The organism is Providencia sp. PROV033 (assembly GCF_028484855.1).
In the GTDB taxonomy this organism is placed as follows: domain Bacteria; phylum Pseudomonadota; class Gammaproteobacteria; order Enterobacterales; family Enterobacteriaceae; genus Providencia; species Providencia alcalifaciens.
In genome coordinates, this window is sequence record NZ_JAMPSW010000075.1 from 1 (window position 1) to 20,936 (window position 20,936).

22 protein-coding genes are annotated in these 20,936 nt (G+C 41.2%); 11 read left to right on the forward strand and 11 right to left on the reverse strand.

What is annotated here, in order from left to right; all coding sequences use genetic code 11:
• Window positions 1–58: 58 nt before the first annotated feature.
• From htpX to PSF16_RS12650, 5 genes are all read right to left on the reverse strand, one after another.
• Entirely contained in the window at window positions 59–943 is an 885-nt protein-coding gene (htpX, locus tag PSF16_RS12630) for a protease HtpX (RefSeq protein ID WP_006661643.1), read from the reverse strand.
• Between the two features lie 188 nt (window positions 944–1,131).
• Window positions 1,132–1,917 carry a cell envelope biogenesis protein TolA gene (locus tag PSF16_RS12635; RefSeq protein WP_272689363.1) on the reverse strand — a complete coding sequence of 262 codons (786 nt, stop codon included), beginning with the start codon at window positions 1,915–1,917 and terminating at the stop codon, window positions 1,132–1,134.
• Window positions 1,918–2,141: 224 nt separating this feature from the next.
• Window positions 2,142–4,187, reverse strand: a complete 2,046-nt coding sequence (gene prc, locus PSF16_RS12640; RefSeq protein ID WP_006658782.1) for a carboxy terminal-processing peptidase — start codon at window positions 4,185–4,187, stop codon at window positions 2,142–2,144.
• 19 nt (window positions 4,188–4,206) lie between these two features.
• Window positions 4,207–4,896, reverse strand: a complete 690-nt coding sequence (proQ, locus tag PSF16_RS12645) for an RNA chaperone ProQ (RefSeq protein ID WP_006661641.1) — start codon at window positions 4,894–4,896, stop codon at window positions 4,207–4,209.
• 110 nt (window positions 4,897–5,006) lie between these two features.
• Window positions 5,007–5,489 carry a GAF domain-containing protein gene (locus tag PSF16_RS12650; RefSeq protein ID WP_006658784.1) on the reverse strand — a complete coding sequence of 161 codons (483 nt, stop codon included), beginning with the start codon at window positions 5,487–5,489 and terminating at the stop codon, window positions 5,007–5,009.
• 131 nt (window positions 5,490–5,620) lie between these two features.
• Between PSF16_RS12650 and yebS the strand changes: the two genes are divergently transcribed.
• The 3 genes from yebS to PSF16_RS12665 all read left to right on the forward strand — a co-directional run bounded on the left by yebS (window position 5,621) and on the right by PSF16_RS12665 (window position 9,545).
• Window positions 5,621–6,847, forward strand: a complete 1,227-nt coding sequence (gene yebS / locus PSF16_RS12655; RefSeq protein ID WP_006661640.1) for a membrane integrity lipid transport subunit YebS — start codon at window positions 5,621–5,623, stop codon at window positions 6,845–6,847.
• The gene (locus PSF16_RS12660) at window positions 6,822–9,161 is read left to right on the forward strand and encodes a PqiB family protein (RefSeq protein WP_006661639.1); all 2,340 of its coding nucleotides are present in this window, start codon (window positions 6,822–6,824) and stop codon (window positions 9,159–9,161) included. The genes yebS and PSF16_RS12660 overlap by 26 nt, the downstream gene beginning before the upstream one ends.
• A 150-nt stretch (window positions 9,162–9,311) precedes the next feature.
• Window positions 9,312–9,545 (forward strand): DUF1480 family protein, encoded by a 234-nt coding sequence (locus PSF16_RS12665; protein WP_006658787.1) that lies wholly within the window; start codon window positions 9,312–9,314, stop codon window positions 9,543–9,545.
• 333 nt (window positions 9,546–9,878) lie between these two features.
• On the opposite strand, the gene PSF16_RS12670 is transcribed toward PSF16_RS12665, so the two are convergent.
• The 4 genes from PSF16_RS12670 to ftnA form a co-directional block, all read right to left on the reverse strand.
• Complete coding sequence (locus PSF16_RS12670; RefSeq protein ID WP_006658789.1) at window positions 9,879–10,226, reverse strand: DUF2511 domain-containing protein; 348 nt, start codon at window positions 10,224–10,226, stop codon at window positions 9,879–9,881.
• 44 nt (window positions 10,227–10,270) lie between these two features.
• Window positions 10,271–11,167 (reverse strand): copper homeostasis membrane protein CopD, encoded by an 897-nt coding sequence (copD, locus tag PSF16_RS12675; RefSeq protein WP_006658790.1) that lies wholly within the window; start codon window positions 11,165–11,167, stop codon window positions 10,271–10,273.
• Window position 11,168: 1 nt separating this feature from the next.
• On the reverse strand, window positions 11,169–11,555 hold the full coding sequence (gene copC / locus PSF16_RS12680) for a copper homeostasis periplasmic binding protein CopC (protein ID WP_006658791.1): 387 nt from the start codon (window positions 11,553–11,555) through the stop codon (window positions 11,169–11,171).
• Between the two features lie 202 nt (window positions 11,556–11,757).
• Window positions 11,758–12,261 (reverse strand): non-heme ferritin, encoded by a 504-nt coding sequence (gene ftnA, locus PSF16_RS12685; RefSeq protein WP_154631094.1) that lies wholly within the window; start codon window positions 12,259–12,261, stop codon window positions 11,758–11,760.
• A gap of 291 nt (window positions 12,262–12,552) precedes the next feature.
• On the opposite strand from ftnA, the gene PSF16_RS12690 reads away from it, so the two are divergent.
• The gene (locus PSF16_RS12690) at window positions 12,553–12,783 is read left to right on the forward strand and encodes a DNA polymerase III subunit theta (RefSeq protein ID WP_006658793.1); all 231 of its coding nucleotides are present in this window, start codon (window positions 12,553–12,555) and stop codon (window positions 12,781–12,783) included.
• 51 nt (window positions 12,784–12,834) lie between these two features.
• On the opposite strand, the gene yebF is transcribed toward PSF16_RS12690, so the two are convergent.
• Both yebF and PSF16_RS12700 read right to left on the reverse strand, forming a co-directional pair.
• The gene (gene yebF, locus PSF16_RS12695; protein ID WP_230082118.1) at window positions 12,835–13,245 is read right to left on the reverse strand and encodes a protein YebF; all 411 of its coding nucleotides are present in this window, start codon (window positions 13,243–13,245) and stop codon (window positions 12,835–12,837) included.
• A 160-nt stretch (window positions 13,246–13,405) separates the two neighbouring features.
• Window positions 13,406–13,585: a YoaH family protein gene (locus tag PSF16_RS12700; RefSeq protein ID WP_006661634.1), complete on the reverse strand. Its 180-nt coding sequence runs from the start codon at window positions 13,583–13,585 to the stop codon at window positions 13,406–13,408.
• Window positions 13,586–13,722: 137 nt separating this feature from the next.
• Here PSF16_RS12700 and pabB point away from each other — a divergent pair, with 137 nt between their 5' ends.
• The 7 genes from pabB to PSF16_RS12735 all read left to right on the forward strand — a co-directional run.
• Window positions 13,723–15,093 carry an aminodeoxychorismate synthase component 1 gene (pabB, locus tag PSF16_RS12705; RefSeq protein ID WP_154631092.1) on the forward strand — a complete coding sequence of 457 codons (1,371 nt, stop codon included), beginning with the start codon at window positions 13,723–13,725 and terminating at the stop codon, window positions 15,091–15,093.
• A complete protein-coding gene (locus PSF16_RS12710) occupies window positions 15,086–15,646 on the forward strand; it encodes a CoA pyrophosphatase (RefSeq protein WP_006658797.1) in 561 nt (186 codons plus the stop codon). Before pabB ends, PSF16_RS12710 begins: the two co-directional genes overlap by 8 nt.
• 204 nt (window positions 15,647–15,850) lie before the next feature.
• Window positions 15,851–17,215 (forward strand): L-serine ammonia-lyase, encoded by a 1,365-nt coding sequence (locus PSF16_RS12715; RefSeq protein WP_006661632.1) that lies wholly within the window; start codon window positions 15,851–15,853, stop codon window positions 17,213–17,215.
• A gap of 679 nt (window positions 17,216–17,894) precedes the next feature.
• On the forward strand, window positions 17,895–18,860 hold the full coding sequence (gene manX, locus PSF16_RS12720) for a PTS mannose transporter subunit IIAB (protein WP_006661631.1): 966 nt from the start codon (window positions 17,895–17,897) through the stop codon (window positions 18,858–18,860).
• A gap of 77 nt (window positions 18,861–18,937) precedes the next feature.
• Window positions 18,938–19,735: a PTS mannose/fructose/sorbose transporter subunit IIC gene (locus tag PSF16_RS12725; protein WP_006658800.1), complete on the forward strand. Its 798-nt coding sequence runs from the start codon at window positions 18,938–18,940 to the stop codon at window positions 19,733–19,735.
• A 13-nt stretch (window positions 19,736–19,748) separates the two neighbouring features.
• Complete coding sequence (locus tag PSF16_RS12730; RefSeq protein WP_006661630.1) at window positions 19,749–20,600, forward strand: PTS mannose transporter subunit IID; 852 nt, start codon at window positions 19,749–19,751, stop codon at window positions 20,598–20,600.
• An 89-nt stretch (window positions 20,601–20,689) separates the two neighbouring features.
• Window positions 20,690–20,936: DUF986 family protein (locus PSF16_RS12735; RefSeq protein WP_272689364.1), on the forward strand; the 247-nt coding region annotated here is incomplete at its 3' end.

The window sequence follows — 20,936 nt, forward strand, 5'->3', positions numbered from 1 at the left end:
TAAAAAAGGGAAACATAACGTTTCCCTTTTACATTGATAGCATAAACTCGCTGTACGACTATTTCAGGTATTGCCCTGAACGTAATGCTTCAATACGTTTGTCTAATGGTGGGTGAGATAAAAATAGTTCGCTGAATGCCTTTCCGCGACCATTAATACAAAATGCCATTAAACGCCCTTCTTCTTGCGGCTCATAGCTCGTTTTCAGGCGCTGTAACGCAGCAATCATTTTCTCTCTACCCACTAATTTGGCAGAGCCTGCATCCGCATGGAATTCACGGTAGCGAGAGAACCACATAGTAATAATGCTCGCTAAGATACCAAACACGATCTCTAATACCATTGACACGGCAAAGTAAACCATTGGGTTGCCATTGCTGCTTTCACTTTCGCTGTCATTGTTGTTTGACATGAAGCCAGCCGCAACTTGCGCCAAAATACGTGAAATAAAGATAACAAACGTATTCACGACGCCTTGTAGCAACGTCATGGTAACCATATCACCATTTGCCACATGGCTGATTTCATGAGCAATAACCGCTTCGGCTTCATCGCGGCTCATGTTTTCTAATAAACCAGTACTTACCGCAACTAAAGAAGCATCACGACGTGCGCCTGTTGCAAATGCATTAATATCCGGTGCGTGGTAAATTGCCACTTGTGGCATTTTAATACCAACTTGTTGAGATTGACGGCTAACCGTGTTAACTAACCACTGTTCCATTTCGTTACGTGGGTGCTCAATAACTTCACCACCAACAGACTTCAGCGCCATCCATTTGGACATCAGTAGTGATACAAACGCACCACCAAAACCGAACAATGCCGCCATAATCAGCAGCCCCTGTGCACTGCTTCCACGTATCCCGGTTAAACTTAAAATTATCCCGAACACAAACATAACGGCTAAGTTTGTGAGCAAGAATAAAGCAATTCTCATCATTTTTATAGGTTCCTTGGTAAAAACAAACATTACGACAAATTTACTTTATAAATAAGGTTTTTTCACACCATTTCAAGCCCATTAACAGGAAAAAGTCACAAAATAACATATCTTTACACTCGGGAATAAAAAATGCCGTTTTAGTAAACGGCATTTTCATGGAAACGGCAAGGACTAAAAGGAAATGATCAGCTCACTTTACCTTTAGTTGGTTTGCCTTTAGAGACTTTCGCGGTTGTTTTTGCTGCAGCTTTTGCTTTATCGGCTTTTGCTTTATCGGCTTTTGCTTTATCAGCTTTTGCTTTATCAGCTTTTGCTTTATCAGCTTTATCTTTTGCTGCTTTGGCTTTGTCTTTCTCCGTTGCTTTAGCTTTGTCGGCTTTTTCCTTCACCGCTTTAGATGTTTCCTTTTCTTTAGCTTTCGCTTTATCTGCTTTTTCTTTTACTGCTTTGGCAGATTCTTTATCCGCAGCTTTTGCTTTATCTGCTTTCTCTTTTACAGTTTTAGAGGTTTCTTTCTCAGCAGCTTTCGCTTTATCCGCTTTCTCTTTTACAGCTTTAGAGGTTTCTTTCTCGGTAGCTTTCGCTTTATCTTTCACAGCTTTAGACGTCTCTTTTTCAGCTGTTTTTGCCTTATCAGTGGCTTTTGATGCTTTATCTTTTGCAGTTTTACTCATGTTGTCACCTGTCTCTTTGATAGAATCTACCGCAGATGGTTTGCTAGATTGCTTCACCACACCCGCTCCAATACCCGCACCAATACCAGCACTTTTATTGATTGAGTTTTTTAGCTCAGTTGTACAGACTTGCTCTGAACGACTGGTTGTTCCGTCATTACAGATAAATTGCCCGCCATCACAACGAGCTATTCCACCTTTAGCGCCTGAACAAGGGTAGTTACTTGCATTTGCAGAACCCATTGACGACATCATGACCGCCATGACAGTTAATAAACCTACAGATAATTTACGCATTGCATTGCCTCATTAATAAGGGATATTACTAACTGAAGTGTAGGATATTTTTGAAAAAGCGAAAGAAAACCCAATTATTTTTTGAAAAAAATTTAGGTTTAGTTCATTTAAAAAAGTAAGAGGAAATTTGTTTTATATAAAAAGTAAATTAAATCAATTTGTTAATCTTATTTTTTGAAATAAAAAAGCCAGCTTACGCTGGCTCTATAGTAGGCAATTTTTATTTACTGTTTAGCACTAGAAAGCATCTTAGTGTTTTGATTCGAAAGATCTATTGCCATCTTCACCGTTTCATCTAAATACGGATCTGGTGCTTCATAATCTTTCGGTAAATCATCAATTGATTTCAATAGCGGCTTACCAAGCTTCGCATTACGCTCATTAATGCGTTTTAGTTTCGTCGCTTCAATTTCATCATCCTCTTTCTGACGCTGAGCATAATTCAATGAAATCAGATTTTTAGTTGCTTTTAATGATTTATAACGTGCAATATCTTCATCGATATATTTAAACTCTGGATCGACGCTAATACGTGCTAAGTGTTTAGTTTTAATTGGTGATAAATCAGCTTTGATATCCCCAGATTGCGTATAATTTGCGGCTGGAATGCTATCCCAAGGCAACGCGTTATCTTCAAAGCTTTCACCTGTTTCTGCTGGATCTTGCCCTGTTGGCATGACCACATCTGGAGTTACCCCTTCACGCTGAGTACTTCCACCATTCACACGATAGAATTTTTGGATAGTATATTGCACTGAACCTAATGATGGCCATTCAGGTTTAAGCATTTGGTCATAAACACGACTTAAGCTTCTATGCTGTTGCACTGTACCTTTACCAAAGGTCGGTTCACCTACGATTAAAGCGCGACCATAATCCTGCATTGCTGCTGCGAAAATTTCAGAGGCAGAGGCACTAAAGCGGTCAACCAAAACCACTAATGGACCTTTATAATAGATAACATCATCATCATCTGCATCTTGACGAACTTGACCATTATTATCACGAACCTGAACCACAGGTCCTTTATTAATAAACAGACCAGATAACGATACCGCCTCAGTGAGTGCTCCACCGCCGTTACCACGCAGATCAATCACCAGAGCTGAAACATTCTCTTTCGCCATTTTTTGCAGTTCAGTTTTAACATCATTGGTCAAACCAACATAGAAACCAGGGATATCCAATACCCCAACTTTCTCTTTGCCTTGCTGTTTGATTGTTAATTTAACCGCTCTATCTTCTAATCGAATTTGCTCGCGAACAATCGTCACGATACGTGGTTTAGCCCCTTTCGTATCCGAAACGACCTCTAAACGAACTTGGCTGCCTTTTGGACCTTTTATCAATGCAACTACATCATCTAAACGCCAGCCAACGACATCAACGATAGGTTTACCAACTTGTCCAACGCCAATAATCTTATCGCCAACTTTCAGTTCTTTGCTCTTCGCAGCAGGACCACCTGCTACTAAAGAATTGATCGTTGTATTTTCATCATCTTGTTGCAGCACTGCACCAATCCCTTCAAGAGATAAACTCATTTCTGAGTTAAATTGTTCAGTACTACGTGGTGATAAATAACTGGTATGAGGATCAATTTCACGTGCAAACGCATTCATAATCAGTTGGAATACGTCTTCACTTTGCGCCTGAGCTAAGCGTTTCAATGCAAAATTGTAACGCTTAGTCAGTTTTTCTTTGATCTCTTTGTCATCTTTACCTGTCAATTTCAAACTCAACCAGTCATAACGGACTTTTTGATCCCATAAACGGTCGAGTTCTTCTTTGTCTTTCGGCCAAGGTGCTTTAGTACGATCAACTTCAATAGAATCCGTCGCGTTTAAATCAATAGGCTGATCTAAACGCGCGAGTGCATATTTGAAACGTTCAAAGCGACGTTGCTGAGAAAGGTTATACAGGTCATAGAACTTATCTAGCTTGCCATCTTCAAGCCATTCGCCAGTTTTTGCTTTATCTTTTGCATACTGTTCGACGTCGGATTGAAGTAAAACATTGTGACCGTAATCAATCATATTGAGATAACGGTCAAATATTTTCCCAGAAAACTCTTTGTCTAAATCGAATTGACGATAGTGAGAACGAGTAAAACGCGATGTTACCCTTTCACTCACTGTACCGTGCTGAGTATTCTGCTTTAAAAGAGGTAACTGAGCAGCAGTGACCGGAGTCACTGCCTGAGTATTAGCAATTGCAGTGCCAAAAGTCGCGAGACTAACGACAAATGCAACTTGAAGTAATTTGTTCATGACCTGAGTGACCTCCGTATCAGAACTTTAAATGTTCCGCGCGCACAATCATTGCCAAACCAGATGGCAATTGAACCCTAACACCATCTTTGGCAATTTCTAGCACAGAGGCATCCATCATACTGCTACCCACTTTCACTTTTAGAGTCTGACCGACTTTCAGTGTGTTGATATCAGTAACTGATTTCAAGTTCTCTTCGACAGGATTGCTACGAGGTTTTTTCGGAGCGGCAGTTTGTGGACGCTCTTTTTTGTCTGATGGACGGCGACGAGATGCGTTTTCTTTATTATTCGCATCATTTTGACGAGGCGCTTTGTCACTAGGCTTTTTCGCAGCAGGACGCTTTTGCGTTTTTTGTTGCTCTGCGCGTTGGGCTTGAACTCTCGCTTTCGCTTCAGCTAATTGTTGACGCGCATGGGCAATGTGCTCTGCATCTAACTCACCGCAGTCATCTCCATTTAAGTCAACACGTTTTGCGCCTTCTTTAACACCGTAAAGATAACGCCAGCTAGAGGTATACATGCGTAACGCAGAACGTAATTGCGTTTTACTAATACCGTCTTCTTCGGTTAAGTTCCCTACGATATCTTGAAAAATTCCGACTTTCAGCGGACGTGCTTCGCCTTCAGCGATAAAACAGCGTGGAAAACGCTCTGCTAAAAATGCGATAACTTCTTTACTACTATTCAACTTAGGTTGATTTTCCATGAAATTTCCTGATAACAACGATTTTGCCAACCTCACGGGCATGAACAAGCGGACATTATAATCGTGTTGCTGACAATTGCCACGTTCCTATTAATTTTACATACCAATATTTAATAATATTTTGGTATAGAACACATAGCCAAGTGTTGGCATAACTGGTCTGTAAGGTATTGAAGCCCTTTTTCATCCTCTTGATCGAATTGGCCGATATTTGGGCTATCTATGTCTAAAACCCCAATTACCTTGCCATTTACGTTCAATGGAAAGACGATTTCTGAGTTACTTGCGGCATCACAAGCGATATGACCAGGGAAAGCATGCACATCTTCGACACGCTGAACTCGCTCTTGTGAAAATGCAGTACCACAAACGCCTTTATCGAATGCGATTCGAACGCAAGCAACTTTACCTTGGAATGGACCAAGAATCAGTTCATTTCCATCACTCAAGTAAAAACCGACCCAATTGATACCTGATAAACGTTCAAATAATAACGCACTACTATTTGCCAAACTCGCAATTAAATCATACTCTCCAGCGAGAAGTGCAGATAAACTATCTGAAAGTTCGTGATAATACTTCTTTTTATCCATATTTATTTTCAGTTATACCTAAACAAGTAAAAAATCTTAGTAAGCGTAGACCGTAGGTTAGCAAGTTGTCACTTTTACGTAAATTTTTTTACACTAGATTACAAGTAAATTAATTCATACAATGAATATATATGACCCACATTAATCATACTGCCATGAATTTGCAACGTTGCTGCCATTGCAACCAAAAAATAGTGACTCCGCCTTTTCAACCTCAGCAGGTCATTGTTTGCCCAAGATGTTCTAGTCAACTTAATGATGGTCGCTCATGGTCGCTCCGTCGTCTCGCGCTATTATCTATTACTTTATTGCTCCTTGCTCCCATCGCTTTTTGGCAACCTCTAATTTCTATTCATCTATTTGGGACACAAATTAATGCCAACGTACTTGATGGTGTTCGCCTAATGAGTGAACAAGGTGATCCGTTTACTGCCAGTATTGTCGCTTTTTGTGCGATAGCGGCCCCATTGCTACTACCTATTTCGATTTTATCTCTCGTCTTAGCCCGTTATTTAGCGATGAACATGCGCCCTATTTTATTGATGATGAAACACCTCAAAGAATGGGTCATGCTGGATGTCTATTTAGTTGGGCTCGGTATTGCAGCAATTAAAATGAAGGATTACGCGACGGTCTATATGGGACATGGACTGATTGCATTCAGCATCATGTCCGTGATTAGTATCCTTATTTTAATCCACATCAATCTCGATGAGTTGTGGCGGCGGCTGTACCCTCTGGAGGAACAAGCGGATTCTCCCCGCGCCAAAACATGTCTAGCTTGCCATTTTACTGGAGAACCGAATAAAAAAGGGAAATGTCAGCGCTGTCATCGCCCACTTCATCATCGTGAACCTCTCAGCCTACAAAAAACATGGGCAGCACTGATTGCTGCCATGGTATTACTGATCCCTGCTAATCTACTGCCTATTTCAATCTTTTATTTAAATGGGCGGCGATTAGAAGACACAATTTACTCAGGTGTGGTTTCCTTAATTGATTCTGGAAACTGGCCGATTGCCATTATCGTCTTTATTGCCAGTATTTTGGTGCCCTTTGTAAAAATAATCATCATGATATTACTGTTATTTTCAATTCAGTTTAAAAGCCACACCGACCCTATTCTACGTATGAAGTTACTCAAATTCGTTTCATGGATCGGGCGCTGGTCGATGTTAGATTTATTCGTCATCGCCTTAATGATGACATTGGTTAACCGAGATATGCTGATGTCGTTCACCATGGGACCAGCGGCTTTATATTTTGGTACTGCGGTTATTTTAACTATCCTTGCTGTTGAGTGGTTAGACAGTCGATTAATTTGGGATTCTTATGGAAAATCAAAACCATCAAAATGAAACTTCTGATGAAGTTTCGGAGGCTGTCCGTCGTAAAAGGACAACCATTTCACCCTTTTGGCTGCTTCCCATCATCGCGATAATGATCGCAGGCTGGCTACTGTTCCAACAATGGGTCGAACGCGGTACTCAAATTACCATTCAATTTTCTTCCGCTTCTGGGGTTGTTGCTGGGCGAACTCCAATCCGCTACCAAGGTGTCGATGTCGGAATGGTACAAACAGTGTCCATCAGTGGTGACATGAAAAGTGTCCTTGTCACCGCGAATGTCAATAAAGATATGCGTTCTGCGCTCACCAGTGGAACGCGTTTTTGGCTGGTCACACCCAAAGCTTCTTTAGCTGGTGTATCGGGGTTAGATGCGCTAGTTGGCGGGAACTACATTGGTATGCAACCCGGTACAGGATCACCTAAATCTCAGTTTATCGCACTTGATACGCCGCCTCTGCGCAACTTAAATGAAGGTGAATTACTGATTTATCTCACCGCAAAAGATTTAGGGGCGTTGAACGAAAACTCTCCGGTTTATTATCGTAAAGTGCCTGTCGGTTATATTTCCGATTACTCCTTATTACCTGAAAATAAAGGCGTCTCAATCGCCGTTATTATTAAAAAACGCTACGTTAACCTTGTACGCTCAGATAGCCAATTTTGGAATATTTCCGGTATTGAAGGCGGATTTGATCTCAATTCAGGTGCCAGCATCAAAATGGAAAGCCTTTCGGCGGTCATCAATGGTGCTGTAGCATTTGATTCCCCTGAAAACAGTCTGCCGGCACAAACGGGACAACAGTACGTATTACAAGCCAGTAAAGACGATGTCAAACCGCTAGATCAGCAAGGTAACCTAGATTTACAACTCACCCTAACCGCCTTGGATACATTTGGAGTTAACGTAGGTCAACCCGTTGTATACCGCGGGATCAAAATTGGTGAAGTGTTACAACGTCACTTAACTGACGATAATGTTCAGTTCCAAATTTCCATTTTCAATGAATTTAAACATTTGGTTAAACAAGACAGTAAGTTTGTTGCCAATAGCCGTGTCGATGTACAACTGGGTATGAATGGCGTGCAATTCCAAGGCGCTACGCCACAAGAATGGTTAGATGGTGGCTTACATATTATTCCAGGGAAAGGCAAAGATACCTTACCCGAATCATTTCCTTTATACCGTACGGATGAGAATGCCAAAGCAGGTGTTTTAGGCTCAACCCTACCAACGACGATTACGTTGAACACCAATACGCTACCTGATATCCAACAAGGTTCCGTCGTGTTATATCGACAATTTGAAGTGGGTAAAATCGTCTCGATTAAGCCAAATAATGATGGTTTTGCGGTGAATGTCTATATCTCCGCGCAATATCGCAACTTACTCACACCACAAAGTGTATTTTGGGCAGAAGGTGGCGCCAAAGTTCAGTTAAATGCAGGTGGTTTAACCGTTCAAGCCTCCCCGCTCAGTCGTGCATTTAGTGGTGCGATTAGCTTTGACAATATCCAATCTGGCTCTTTGGATACTTCACGCCAACACACTCTCTATCCATCAGAAACTGCCGCGAAAGCCATTGGTAGTGCTGTGACGCTAACCACCTTTGATGCCTCTAAATTATCAGAAGGAATGCCTATCCGTTATTTGGGGATTAACATTGGTCAAATCGAATCATTGCAGCTCTCAGCTGATAACCGCGAAGTGAAAGCAAAAGCTATTTTATACCCAGAATATGTGGAAAACTTCACCAAAATTGGCAGTCGTTTTGCCATTGTTACCCCCGAGCTTTCACCTTCTGGGGTCAATAATCTTGATACACTGATCCAACCTTATATTAGTGCAGAGCCAGGGCGCAGTAATAAGAGCCGTTTCCAATTTGAATTGCAAACTGCCAACATTACAGATTCCCGTTATCTCGATGGTCTCACCATTATCCTTGATGCCAGTGAAGCGGGTTCTATTCAGGTAGGAACGCCAATTCTGTTTAGAGGATTAGAGATCGGAACCGTCACCGGGCTTTATTTGGGAGAGCTTTCCGATCGCGTTTATGTTGCAACGCGTATAGGTAAAGAATACCAATATCTGATCCGTGATAATACCCAGTTCTGGTTATCTTCAGGTTACAACCTCGCCTTTGGCTTAACGGGCGGCGTGGTGAAAAGCGGCACATTCAAACAGTTTGTTCGTGGTGGAATCTCGCTGGCAACCCCGCCAACAGTGCCACTCGCACCTAAAGCTAAACCTGATCAGCATTTCATTCTGAAATTAGAGCCACCAGCGGACTGGTTAGACTGGGGAACCCCTATCCCCAAAAAATAATCCCTAACAAGGCGTCCTATTTTTCAGCAGGACGCCTTTTTTATCTTCCATTCATAAAAAAATATTTTGGAAATGAATTCCATTTATACTATGCTTAATTTCGTTGGGCTGATTTTTTATTGTTAAAATAAAGAGTAAAGAGGAAATGTTATGAGCATAGTTAAATTGAAAATCTCTTCCTATGAAATCAATGATGCAGTAATGGCGGACAAGCGTAGCGATACCGTGAGTATTCCTTGTGATTCTGATTCTGAATTCTGCATGCAATTAGATGGCTGGGACGAACATACAAGTATCCCTGCGACACTGAATGAAAAGCCTGTTTTGCTCTATCGCCAACGTTACGATAAAGAAAATCATCACTGGCTGATGAGAATTGCTTAATGAGTGCGAAGGGGCTAAGTCGAAATATCAGATGGGAAATAACACAAAAAAAAGAGGCCTGGTAGATTCCGATTACCGGGCCTTGGGAAATGGCTCTGGCAGAGCCGTGCGCTAAAATTGCCATTGAGACGTAACAAAGTACTCCCTAATACTAGCGTTCAGCTTACGTTCTTACCACTTAAATTAGCAATTATTTCACATATTTTTAACACAATTTATTGCTTAATTTTCCAAGATTGAACTATTTGCATGATAAGTTAAATCTATCAGAGCAATCAGTAAAACCTTTCAATCGCCATTCCCTTGATCTTTCAGCTAAAAAGTCTCAACATCTTATTTATTTTCACACAACTTTTCTGCTGCTTGTTTTAGCGGTAATACTCTCTCTTCAACAGATTTCGAGGTTTCAATCGGTGTGAGTAGTACATCGATCGGCTGTGCTTGAATCTGTTTTTTCTCCATTTGTGCAGTCGCAATATCATTTAGCGGATGCTGCATTAATGTAGCGGGATTAATCACAACCAAGGCTCCATTAGCTCGGCACTCTAACATCACTTCTTCACGTTTTAGTGGCCAATCATCGCCAAACTGTTTTTTACTCACTGTCGCCAATGGTGCAGCAACTGCAGTACTGAATGCTCCACTCAGTAATAATGCACAAACTAGTAATTTGGATTTCATCTAAAGTAACCTTGTCAAACGAGGGTTATATACATAGGAAGCTATTATACAGGTTGGTAGGTAGCAAAAATAGACACAGCAAGAATGGCGATAGTTCCTAGCAATAATTCAGCCCAACTATTCATAATCAAATAGCTGATACGCCCTTGCTGCTGAAGACGAGGAACCACCCAATAACGATTGGTTAGTGCTAACAATACCATCAATCCAACTAATACAATTTTTAGCCATAGCCATGATTGATATTCGGACAACACTGAGGAGAATGGCCAATCAGGCAATAAAATCACACTATTGATAATTCCCGTGACAAGGACGCAAATAACCGCCAGATGCCCTAATTGTGAGTAACGCTTCATTGAAATCACAATTTGCTGGTCTAATCCCGTTTTAAGTTTATCTTTACTGCGCAAGAATTGAATACAAATCAGAAATGGCCACAACCCGCCAAACCAATATGCACAACTAATCAGATGAATAAATTGGTTGATCTGGTGAAACACACCTAATCCCCCATCATGCATTGCAGCATGTCCAATTAATGCATGCAAACCAAGGATAATAATGGAAAAAATAAGGATAAGATAAAGCTTTAGCGTAATCGGGCGTATAAATAGCACCGCCAATAAGCCAACCGCACAGAGGATTTCCCAACGCCAGATTTGTCCAAACGTTGTGCCGAGTACACCTTGCCAAATAGTCATATCCAGCGCATCTTCCCAGCCATCGCCCATCAAACCTGATTGAGCAATCATCCAGCAAAATGTGGTAATAATCGTGATAACTGCGCTAAAGATAATACTTTTCTTCAGTGCAGTTTGTAACAATTCGCGAAATTGCCCGCGACAAACTATCACCGCAAACATTGACATTCCACACATCAACATTGCGGCGATAAAGTGAGCAAATCGTGTTAAGGTATAAAATGCTTCTAGTGACATATTATTTCACAGTGAAGCTATAGTTCCCTTTTGTTTTATGTCCATCAACAGAGACCACGCTCCATTGAACATCATATTTACCCGCAGCTAGCTTACTTTCGACAGGAATAATGACTTTGGTATTGTTGCTAGGATCTAAAGCAGCTTTACCTGTTTTGATAGTCTGTTTATTTTCATCGGTCACATTAACTTTAGTAAAGTTAACTTCAATGCCTTCAGAAAAATTCAGCGTGATTGCTTCAGGGGCTTGCTCTAGAGCGGCGCCCTCAGCGGGTAATTGATCTTTCAGATGGGCATGCGCGAAGGCTTGTTGAAATGACATTCCTAAGAACAGTACAGCGACCGCGCTTAATTTACGCCAAGATGATTTTATCTGGTTGATTGGCATAGTAACCTCTTAATTTGCAGGTGAATTTAGATATATTGCCAATCATTATACGGAAAATAATACTATGCGCAGCGATAAAAGCAGATTTTCTCATCCAGCTTGTGAACTTTGACACAAAACGAGAATAAAACTCACTCGCAAAAATAAAACAAGCGCCATTCATTACTGAGATGGCGCTTAAAACATAAAATAAGGAAATAGATTAAACGTGCGCTGCTGCCGCTAAACCTTTCAGATCTTTATCCAGTAAGAATAGAGATTTACCTGATTCACCCACCATGCCCAGTTTATCAAGCACAGATTTGAACAGTTTCTCTTCTTCATGCTGCTCTGCCACATACCATTGCAGGAAGTTAAATGTTGAATAATCTTGGGTCGTCATCGCCAAATTCGCTAACTTATTGATTTCTGAAGTAATCAACTGCTCATGCTCATAGGTTTTGTTGAATACATCAGCGATAGAGTCAAAATTTTCTGGTGGCGCAGCAATCGCACCTAAGCGAGGTAATGCACCTGTATCGCTAAGGTAATTAAATAAACGCTGCATATGTTCCATCTCTTCTTGCGAGTGTGCTTTTAAGAATGCAGCTGCGCCTTCAAAACCTTTATCGCTACACCAAGCACTCATCTGTAAGTACAGGTTGGCAGAGAAGAATTCAAGATTCAGTTGTTTATTTAGCGCTTCAATCATGTCAGCTTTTAACATAGTTCTACCTTAATGATGATGATTTTAAGAAGTTATACTGCACAGTAACATAATAAATGAATACATAAAACATTCTTTCCATAAAATTTAATTTATTGATTAACAATGATTTTTAGTAAAAATAACACGAATCAATCGCATTAGCTTTTCATTACCGTCATAATCCTAATTGACGACTATTATCGAGTTTAAATTTGATATTATTCATTGGTGATATCTTTATTTTATCAAGATTTTCTGTACTTCAATTGCTACAATTACGGCTGATGTTGTTAACTGTTAGGATTTAAAATGAGCCACAATCTTGCCATCCTCCCCAAAGACGAGATGGATAAAATCAACGTTGACCTTCTTGCTTCCGGTGTTGCCTTCAAGGAGCGCTATAATATTCCTATTATTCCTGAAGCCGTCGAACGTGAACAGCCAGAACATCTGCGGGATTACTTTCGGGAAAGACTGGTTTATTATCGCCAGTTATCGATGAATTTTGCTCGTATGCCATATGAGCCAAGAAATCGCTAAAACAAAAAAAGGAGAATTCAATTCTCCTTTTTCGTTCGCTAAACCTGCAAATTAATTGCTGGTGTTATACGTAATCGTGTCGTTTTTGCAATTGACTGTAACACGGTAGTGCAAATCAGATTTTGAGCCTCTGACCACTAAAGGAAGTATGTAACCCTCTTCAGTTTTAGTCACTTCATTGTCATTAATCCAAGCAACTGCTTTTTTACCTACCGCCGCTTTTTCATCTGACCAACGTGGTAATCTGTTGTTCATAAAGTCATTTTTAACTTGAGCTGCAATTTGTGGTTCAGTGAGATTACCACAACTCACAAATGCCGCAGCTTTACCTTCTTCCTTGTTAGCACTGAACGCAAACGAACTTAATACAAGCGCACAACCGCCTAAAACAACTGCCATTTTTTTATTAATATTCATACCATCCTCCGGCACCCACGAGATGTAGGTGAAATTGAGATCCATTTTACTCACCAAAACTGCATCAAGGTTAACAACGCCACGCATATATGCTGACGTTATCCATACAGTGTAGTTGCTAAAATAAAACCTATGAGCAAAATGACTTAACCGATATGAATTTATCAGAAATATTTTTAAATGTTAATAGTATGTTTACCGATTATTAATTTTCATCATCGAATCGAGCAACAATTTGCTCTTTATCTTGGTATTTTTCTCTGATTTCGTGCGCTACCAGCGCAATCGCCTCTCCACTACTCATGCCATCTGCCATCAATTGGTGAATACGCTCAACGGCTTCTTGTTGCTCTTCATGGGAAAGTGCTGGCATACCTGAAAACATCATCAACCTCTTTAAATTGTGGACTTATTTTATACATTAGGATTTTCAGCAAATTTTAACAGCTCTTACCTTAATAAGGTAAGATTATATGGTAATCTGGCATCATTCACTGTAGAACCCGATATTAATTGATTGATATGGCTATTAATAAAATACAACTTCCTTACAGCCCAAATGCGGCATTAGATTATTTTGCACCGTTATCACACCAACCGTGGGCAATGCTACTCCACTCAGGTCAGGCTGAGCACTCACACAATCGCTATGATATGATTGTCGCCGATCCGGTCGCAACCCTACTAACCCGTGGTCCTCAAACCGAAATTCAAATACAAAAACAACCCATACAATATTCGGAACAGGACCCTTTCGCCCTTTTACAACAGCAAATTGATCAATACCCCGAAGCAAAATGCATGGATGAGCACTTGCCATTCCAAGGTGGCGCTATGGGTATTTGGAGTTATGATCTCGGTCGCCGCATCGAAAAATTGCCTGAACTCGCCACAACTGAACTGAAGTTTCCTGATATGGCAGTCGGTATTTATTTATGGGGTTTAATTGTCGACCATCATGAACAATGTGTGACGTTGTTTAGTCATCAAGATGTCGAGCAGCGGTTAGCCTGGTTGCAGGCGCAGAAAACGTCACGTAAAGCGCCCTTTGCACTAACATCGCCGTGGCATGCCAACATGACTGAAGAGCAATACCATGAAAATATTGCCCGAATTCACCAATACTTACGCGAAGGTGATTGCTACCAAATCAACCTTGCACAGCGCTTTAAAGCTAAATATAAAGGTAATGAATGGGATGCTTTTCTAACGCTGAATCAACATAACCGCGCGCCATTCTCCTCGTTCATTCGCTTGCCTGATAATGCTATTATCAGCATTTCACCTGAACGCTTTATTCTATTAGAAAAAGGTGAGATTCAAACACGCCCCATTAAAGGAACATTACCTCGACTTGATTCTCCAGAAGAAGATCAGCTCCAAGCTGAAAAGTTAGCAAACTCATCGAAAGATCGTGCTGAAAACTTGATGATTGTAGACTTACTACGTAATGACATTGGACGCGTCGCAAAACCCGGTACTGTGCGCGTGCCTGAACTCTTTAAAGTAGAGCCATTCCCTGCCGTTCATCATCTTGTCAGCACGATTACGGCGACATTAGAGACTCAATACCAAGCTACCGATTTACTTCGCGCATGTTTCCCTGGCGGTTCAATTACGGGAGCACCCAAAATTCGTGCTATGCAGATTATTGAAGAGCTTGAACCGAATCGTCGACATGGATATTGTGGTGCAATAGGCTATATTAGTTTCTGTGGCAATATGGATACGAATATTACAATCCGTACCCTACTTACTGATAAAAAACAGATTTATTGCTGGGCAGGCGGTGGTATTGTTGCTGACAGTCAAGCTGATAAAGAGTATCAAGAGACCTTTGACAAATTGCGTTTAATTTTGCCAATACTAGGAAAACTGGATAACGATGACTGAGCTGAATAGCTTTATTAACCGTTTTCAATTGACACTTCCCCTCTCACGCCAACCCGCCACATCGGCGGGTAAAGCGGCTGCTGTGCTCTTGCCGATTATCAACAAATCCAATCCAACATTGTTACTAACTCAGCGCTCGCCTCTCTTGCGTTCTCATGCAGGGCAAGTCGCCTTCCCCGGTGGTTCACGTGACCCTGAAGATTCAAATTTAATTGCCACGGCGCTACGAGAAGCCTACGAAGAGGTCGCCATGCCGCCTGAAAAAGTGCAAGTTTTAGGGCAGCTCGCTCCGATTACCAGCATTGGCGGTTATCAAGTAACCCCGATTGTTGGACTCGTGCCCGATAATATTCGCTATCAAGCGAATCCAAGCGAGGTTTCGTCTATCTTTGAGATCCCGCTGTTTGATGCGCTATCTCTACAGAAACATAAATATGTGGATATCAATCGCTCTGGTCGTGAGAAACGTGTCTTTTTTTACTGGTATAACAACCATTTAGTTTGGGGTTTAACAGCATCCATCCTGCACCAACTTGCCTTACAGCTGGATTAATTTTCACAGCGAATAATCCTTTTATTCAATTATTTTTCCATTGCCTAAAATACAATTAGTGCTATTTATAACCAATCCACCTTATGTAACTACCTTATTTCAAAAAATACTTTAAACTTACTGGTTAACACTACGAAATAACAGTAAAGTAGCGCCCTTTAAAATAAATCACTATATCTTCATCTTTTGTTTAAGGAGTCCTGCGTGATAAGCGTTTTCGACATGTTTAAAGTGGGCATTGGCCCTTCAAGCTCTCATACAGTTGGTCCGATGAAAGCTGGGAAAGAATTTGTCGATGATTTGGTCAATAAGCAATTATTACCATCCGTCACCCGTGTCGCAGTAGACGTTTATGGCTCTTTATCCTTAACAGGTAAAGGTCACCATACCGATATCGCCATTATTATGGGTTTAGCAGGTAACCTTCCTGCTACCGTTGACATCGAATCAATCCCATCTTTTATCAAAAATGTGGAAGAAACAGAAAAGTTACCATTAGCAAATGGTACCCATACTGTTGAATTTCCACGTGAAGGTGGCATGAATTTCCGTCAAGATAACTTACCGTTACATGAAAACGGAATGACTATCCACGCCTTCGCTGGCGATAAAGAAATTTATACCAAAACCTACTATTCCATCGGTGGTGGTTTCATTGTTGATGAAGAGCATTTTGGTCAAACGGCATTAGACAGCAAACCCGTTTCTTATCCATTCAACTCGGCTGCTGAGTTACTGCTAAAATGTAAAGAATCAGGTTTGTCCATTTCCAGCTTGATGATGAAAAACGAGTTGGATTTACATCCACGTGAAGAAATTGATGCTTACTTTGCTGATGTATGGAAAACCATGCAAGCGTGTATTGAACGCGGTCTTAACACCGAAGGCATTCTACCGGGTCCACTGCGTGTACCACGCCGTGCGCCAGCACTTAACCGTTTAGTTACCTCTGCTAACAAACTGTCGAACGACCCCATGAACATCGTTGATTTGATCAACATGTATGCATTAGCCGTTAACGAAGAAAACGCAGCGGGTGGGCGCGTCGTGACTGCACCAACTAATGGTGCTTGCGGTATTGTTCCAGCAGTGCTGGCTTACTATAACCACAGTATTGAACCTGTCACCCCTGAACTGTATTTGCGTTATTTCTTAGCCTCCGGTGCAATTGGTATTCTCTACAAAATGAATGCTTCTATCTCCGGCGCTGAAGTCGGTTGCCAAGGTGAAGTTGGTGTGGCGTGTTCTATGGCAGCAGCTGGTCTCGCCGAATTATTTGGCGCAAGCCCAGAGCAAGTGTGTATTGCTGCCGAAATTGGTATGGAACATAATTTAGGTTTAACCTGTGATCCTGTTGCAGGACAAGTTCAAGTACCTTGTATCGAACGTAATGCCATCGCTTCTGTTAAAGCTGTTAACGCAGCACGAATGGCTTTACGCCGAACCAGCGAACCTCGCGTTTCACTGGATAAAGTCATCGAAACTATGTACGAAACCGGTAAAGATATGAATGCGAAGTACCGTGAAACCTCTCGCGGTGGTTTAGCAATCAAAGTCCAATGTGATTAATTATTAGTACGTAGACCCTCCCTCTTCATGGCGTATTATGCATCATGAAGAGGGAAATTTTTCCTCACTTTACCTCCCCCTTATTTAATTTATTTAATTAAGTTAATTGCCCTTACGACTCCCTACCACCATTCTGTCTCTCTCTATCAGCTTTGCTCGTTTCAGCTTTCGATTTTTATCGTTTATGGTTGTTTTGCTTTGTCTGTTTTTATCGCCTTTTTTCTTATTTTTGAATCTATACTTTCGTCCTTTTATTACTGAAGATTCTATCCCTCAGACTAAATTTGCTCACTATTCATTCAATTCTAACAATTACCCTCTAAAAAAGTCTCTTTTTTGTTACCGATAACAAAGCAATGTATCACTGGCTGAACAAAATAAAGATTTATTATCTGAATAATATTATATTTTCAGATTTATAGGTTTATTTATTAGTAATATTTGGATCGGTTTTTATTTTTCTGACGCGAAACAAGTTTTTTAGATTAATCCTAGTGATATGATTGGACTGACCATTCAGCTAATAATTGCACTTAACTAATTATTAGCTAGCCACTTAGTTTGAATTTATTCAGCTACTATTTAAGGTGCAGGGGAAACACATAGAGAAGAAGTTCGGTTTCTAACTTCTATTCTATCGTCAATGATGTTTCGATTTATCTGTTAAGAGGGAAAAATAGTGAGTATAGCTATTATGATTGGTACCCACGGAGTTGCTGCCGAACAGCTACTCCGAACCACCGAGATGTTAATAGGCGAGCAAGAAAACGTCTCGTTTATTGACTTTGTCCCTGGGGAAAATGCTGACACGCTATTCGATAAATACACACAAAAGCTGACCACTCTTGATACCTCAGCTGGTGTGCTATTTCTTGTTGATACGTGGGGAGGTAGTCCATTTAATGCTGCTACACGCATTGCCAATGAGCATGACAATTACGAAATCATTACAGGCGTAAATGTCCCAATGCTCGTCGAGACCTTCATGTGCCGCGATGATAACCCATCCATGGATGAGCTGATCACTGTCGCACTCGAAACAGGTCGCGGTGGCATCCGTCCATTCAAGTTTAAAGAAGTTGTTGCAGAAGCACCCGCACCTAAAGCCGTCAACACACCTGCTCCACAACCTGTTATTGCCGGTCCAGGTGAACATATGATCATTGCTTTAGCCCGTGTTGATGACCGTTTAATCCACGGTCAAGTCGCGACGCGCTGGACCAAAGAGATGCGAGTTAAACGCATTATCGTGGTCAGTGACGAAGTGGCAAAAGACACTGTACGTTCCACGCTACTGAAGCAAGTTGCCCCTCCTGGTGTCACCGCCCACGTTGTTGACGTAGATAAATGTGTCCGCGTTTACAACAACCCGAAATACTCGGGTGAGCGTGTCATGCTGTTATTTACTAATCCAACAGACGTACAACGCATTGTTGAACAAGGCGTTGAAATTGACTCGGTCAATATCGGTGGAATGGCTTATACCGAAGGAAAAACCATGGTCACCAATGCCGTATCAATTAACCAAAAAGATATCGATGCATTTAAGTATTTGAATGACAAAAATATTGAGTTAGAAGTCCGTAAAGTTGCTTCAGACAGTAAAGTCCACATGATGGATTTAATTAATAAACTCAAAAAATAATGTTTTAGAAATTAGTTCATATTGAACCGTTACTCAAAAACAGTCTTAAAAACTTGTTGGTTACAGGAGATTAAACAATGGAACTTACCGTTGTTCAAATAGTAATGGTCTTCGTTGTGGCTTGTATCGCCGGTATGGGATCAATCCTCGATGAATTCCAGTTCCACCGCCCTCTCATTGCCTGTACGCTTATTGGTATTGTTCTGGGTGATATGAAAACCGGTATTATTATCGGTGGTACGCTGGAAATGATCGCGTTAGGTTGGATGAACATCGGTGCGGCGGTTGCCCCTGATGCAGCATTAGCCTCCATCATTTCAACCATTCTGGTTATCGCAGGTGGTCAAAGCATCGGCGCGGGTATTGCAATCGCGATACCATTAGCTGCTGCGGGTCAAGTCCTCACCATTATTGTACGTACAGTTACTGTTGCATTCCAACATGCTGCTGACCGTGCCGCGCTCAATGGTAATTTATCCGCGATTGGCTTTATTCATATTTCTGCATTATTACTTCAAGCAATGCGTATCGCCATTCCGGCTCTCATTGTTGCTGTCTCAGTCGGGACATCAGAAGTACAACAGATGCTGGATTCCATCCCTCAGGTTGTTACTGACGGTCTGAATATTGCGGGTGGTATGATTGTTGTTGTGGGTTATGCGATGGTTATTAACATGATGCGCGCTGGCTACCTCATGCCGTTCTTCTATTTAGGTTTCGTCACTGCAGCATTCACTAACTTTAACCTTGTTGCGCTTGGTGTGATTGGAACTGTGATGGCTATCCTATATATCCAACTCAGCCCTAAATACAACAAATCTCAGGTTGTTGTCACACAAAACAGCAATAACAACCTCGACAATGAGCTGGACTAGGAGGAATGCAATAATGGTCGATATCACAAAACCAACCGAAAAGCGGTTAACTCAAAGCGATATTCGCGGCGTATTTCTACGCTCTAACTTATTACAAGGTTCATGGAACTTTGAACGTATGCAAGCCTTAGGCTTTTGCTATTCAATGGTTCCTGTTATTCGTCGTTTGTATCCAGACAACAATGATGATCGTAAACAAGCGATTAAACGTCACCTAGAGTTTTTTAATACTCATCCTTACGTTGCCGCGCCTATTTTAGGTGTCACAATGGCGATGGAAGAAGAACGCGCTAACGGTGCAGATATCGATGACGGTGCTATCAACGGTATTAAAGTCGGTTTGATGGGACCATTAGCGGGTGTCGGTGACCCTATTTTCTGGGGAACCGTGCGTCCCGTGTTTGCTGCATTGGGTGCGGGTATCGCAATGACAGGTAGCCTATTAGGGCCGCTGCTATTCTTTGTTCTTTTTAACTTAGTCCGTTTGCTGACACTTTACTATGGTGTTGCCTATGGCTATAAAAAAGGGATTGATATCGTTCAGGATATTGGTGGTGGGTTCCTGCAAAAACTGACAGAGGGGGCGTCAATTCTCGGTCTGTTCGTTATGGGGGCATTGGTCAATAAATGGACTCATGTCAATATTCCACTCGAAGTTTCGCGGATCAAAAACCAAACTACAGGTGTTGAAGACATCACTACCGTTCAGATGATCCTTGACCAATTAATGCCTGGTTTGGTGCCTCTGTTACTTACCTTCGCCTGTATGTGGCTGTTACGCCGTAAAGTGAACGCTTTATGGATTATTATCGGCTTCTTCGGTTTAGGTATCCTTGGTGCTTGGTTAAACTTCTTAGCGCCATAATTTCTATTCAATATCAAGAAAGGGAGGTTGCAGCCTCCCTTTTTTACTTTTAAGCTTGATAGCTCGTCCACTTAGTCATGGGTACTCAAATGACCTTAAATGATGCAATTTTAGCCATTATCATTTTGATCATGCTTGTATACGCAATCTATGATGAATTTATCCAAGGAATTCTGAAGGGCAAAACTCTATTAAAAGTTAACTTAAAACGTAAACACAGAGCCGATGCCATCATTTTTATTGTTCTCATTTGCATCGTCATTTATACAAACATTGCTCGACATGGTAATTTATTAACCACTTATTTATTAATGATTACTATTTTTATGGCTATTC

Bases quoted from the DNA above. Each gene is read 5' to 3' on its own strand.
- yebF (WP_230082118.1), bottom strand. From the start codon at position 13,245: ATGGATCTCAATTTCACCTACATCTCGTGGGTGCCGGAGGATGGTATG.
- PSF16_RS12700 (WP_006661634.1), bottom strand. From the start codon at position 13,585: ATGTTTTCAGGTATGCCAGCACTTTCCCATGAAGAGCAACAAGAAGCC.
- proQ (WP_006661641.1), bottom strand. From the start codon at position 4,896: ATGGAAAATCAACCTAAGTTGAATAGTAGTAAAGAAGTTATCGCATTT.
- ftnA (WP_154631094.1), bottom strand. From the start codon at position 12,261: ATGTTAAAAGCTGACATGATTGAAGCGCTAAATAAACAACTGAATCTT.
- prc (WP_006658782.1), bottom strand. From the start codon at position 4,187: ATGAACAAATTACTTCAAGTTGCATTTGTCGTTAGTCTCGCGACTTTT.
- PSF16_RS12730 (WP_006661630.1), top strand. From the start codon at position 19,749: ATGGTCGATATCACAAAACCAACCGAAAAGCGGTTAACTCAAAGCGAT.
- copC (WP_006658791.1), bottom strand. From the start codon at position 11,555: ATGCCAATCAACCAGATAAAATCATCTTGGCGTAAATTAAGCGCGGTC.
- PSF16_RS12650 (WP_006658784.1), bottom strand. From the start codon at position 5,489: ATGGATAAAAAGAAGTATTATCACGAACTTTCAGATAGTTTATCTGCA.
- copD (WP_006658790.1), bottom strand. From the start codon at position 11,167: ATGTCACTAGAAGCATTTTATACCTTAACACGATTTGCTCACTTTATC.
- htpX (WP_006661643.1), bottom strand. From the start codon at position 943: ATGATGAGAATTGCTTTATTCTTGCTCACAAACTTAGCCGTTATGTTT.
- pabB (WP_154631092.1), top strand. From the start codon at position 13,723: ATGGCTATTAATAAAATACAACTTCCTTACAGCCCAAATGCGGCATTA.
- PSF16_RS12665 (WP_006658787.1), top strand. From the start codon at position 9,312: ATGAGCATAGTTAAATTGAAAATCTCTTCCTATGAAATCAATGATGCA.
- PSF16_RS12725 (WP_006658800.1), top strand. From the start codon at position 18,938: ATGGAACTTACCGTTGTTCAAATAGTAATGGTCTTCGTTGTGGCTTGT.
- PSF16_RS12660 (WP_006661639.1), top strand. From the start codon at position 6,822: ATGGAAAATCAAAACCATCAAAATGAAACTTCTGATGAAGTTTCGGAG.
- yebS (WP_006661640.1), top strand. From the start codon at position 5,621: ATGACCCACATTAATCATACTGCCATGAATTTGCAACGTTGCTGCCAT.
- PSF16_RS12710 (WP_006658797.1), top strand. From the start codon at position 15,086: ATGACTGAGCTGAATAGCTTTATTAACCGTTTTCAATTGACACTTCCC.
- PSF16_RS12670 (WP_006658789.1), bottom strand. From the start codon at position 10,226: ATGAAATCCAAATTACTAGTTTGTGCATTATTACTGAGTGGAGCATTC.
- PSF16_RS12635 (WP_272689363.1), bottom strand. From the start codon at position 1,917: ATGCGTAAATTATCTGTAGGTTTATTAACTGTCATGGCGGTCATGATG.
- PSF16_RS12690 (WP_006658793.1), top strand. From the start codon at position 12,553: ATGAGCCACAATCTTGCCATCCTCCCCAAAGACGAGATGGATAAAATC.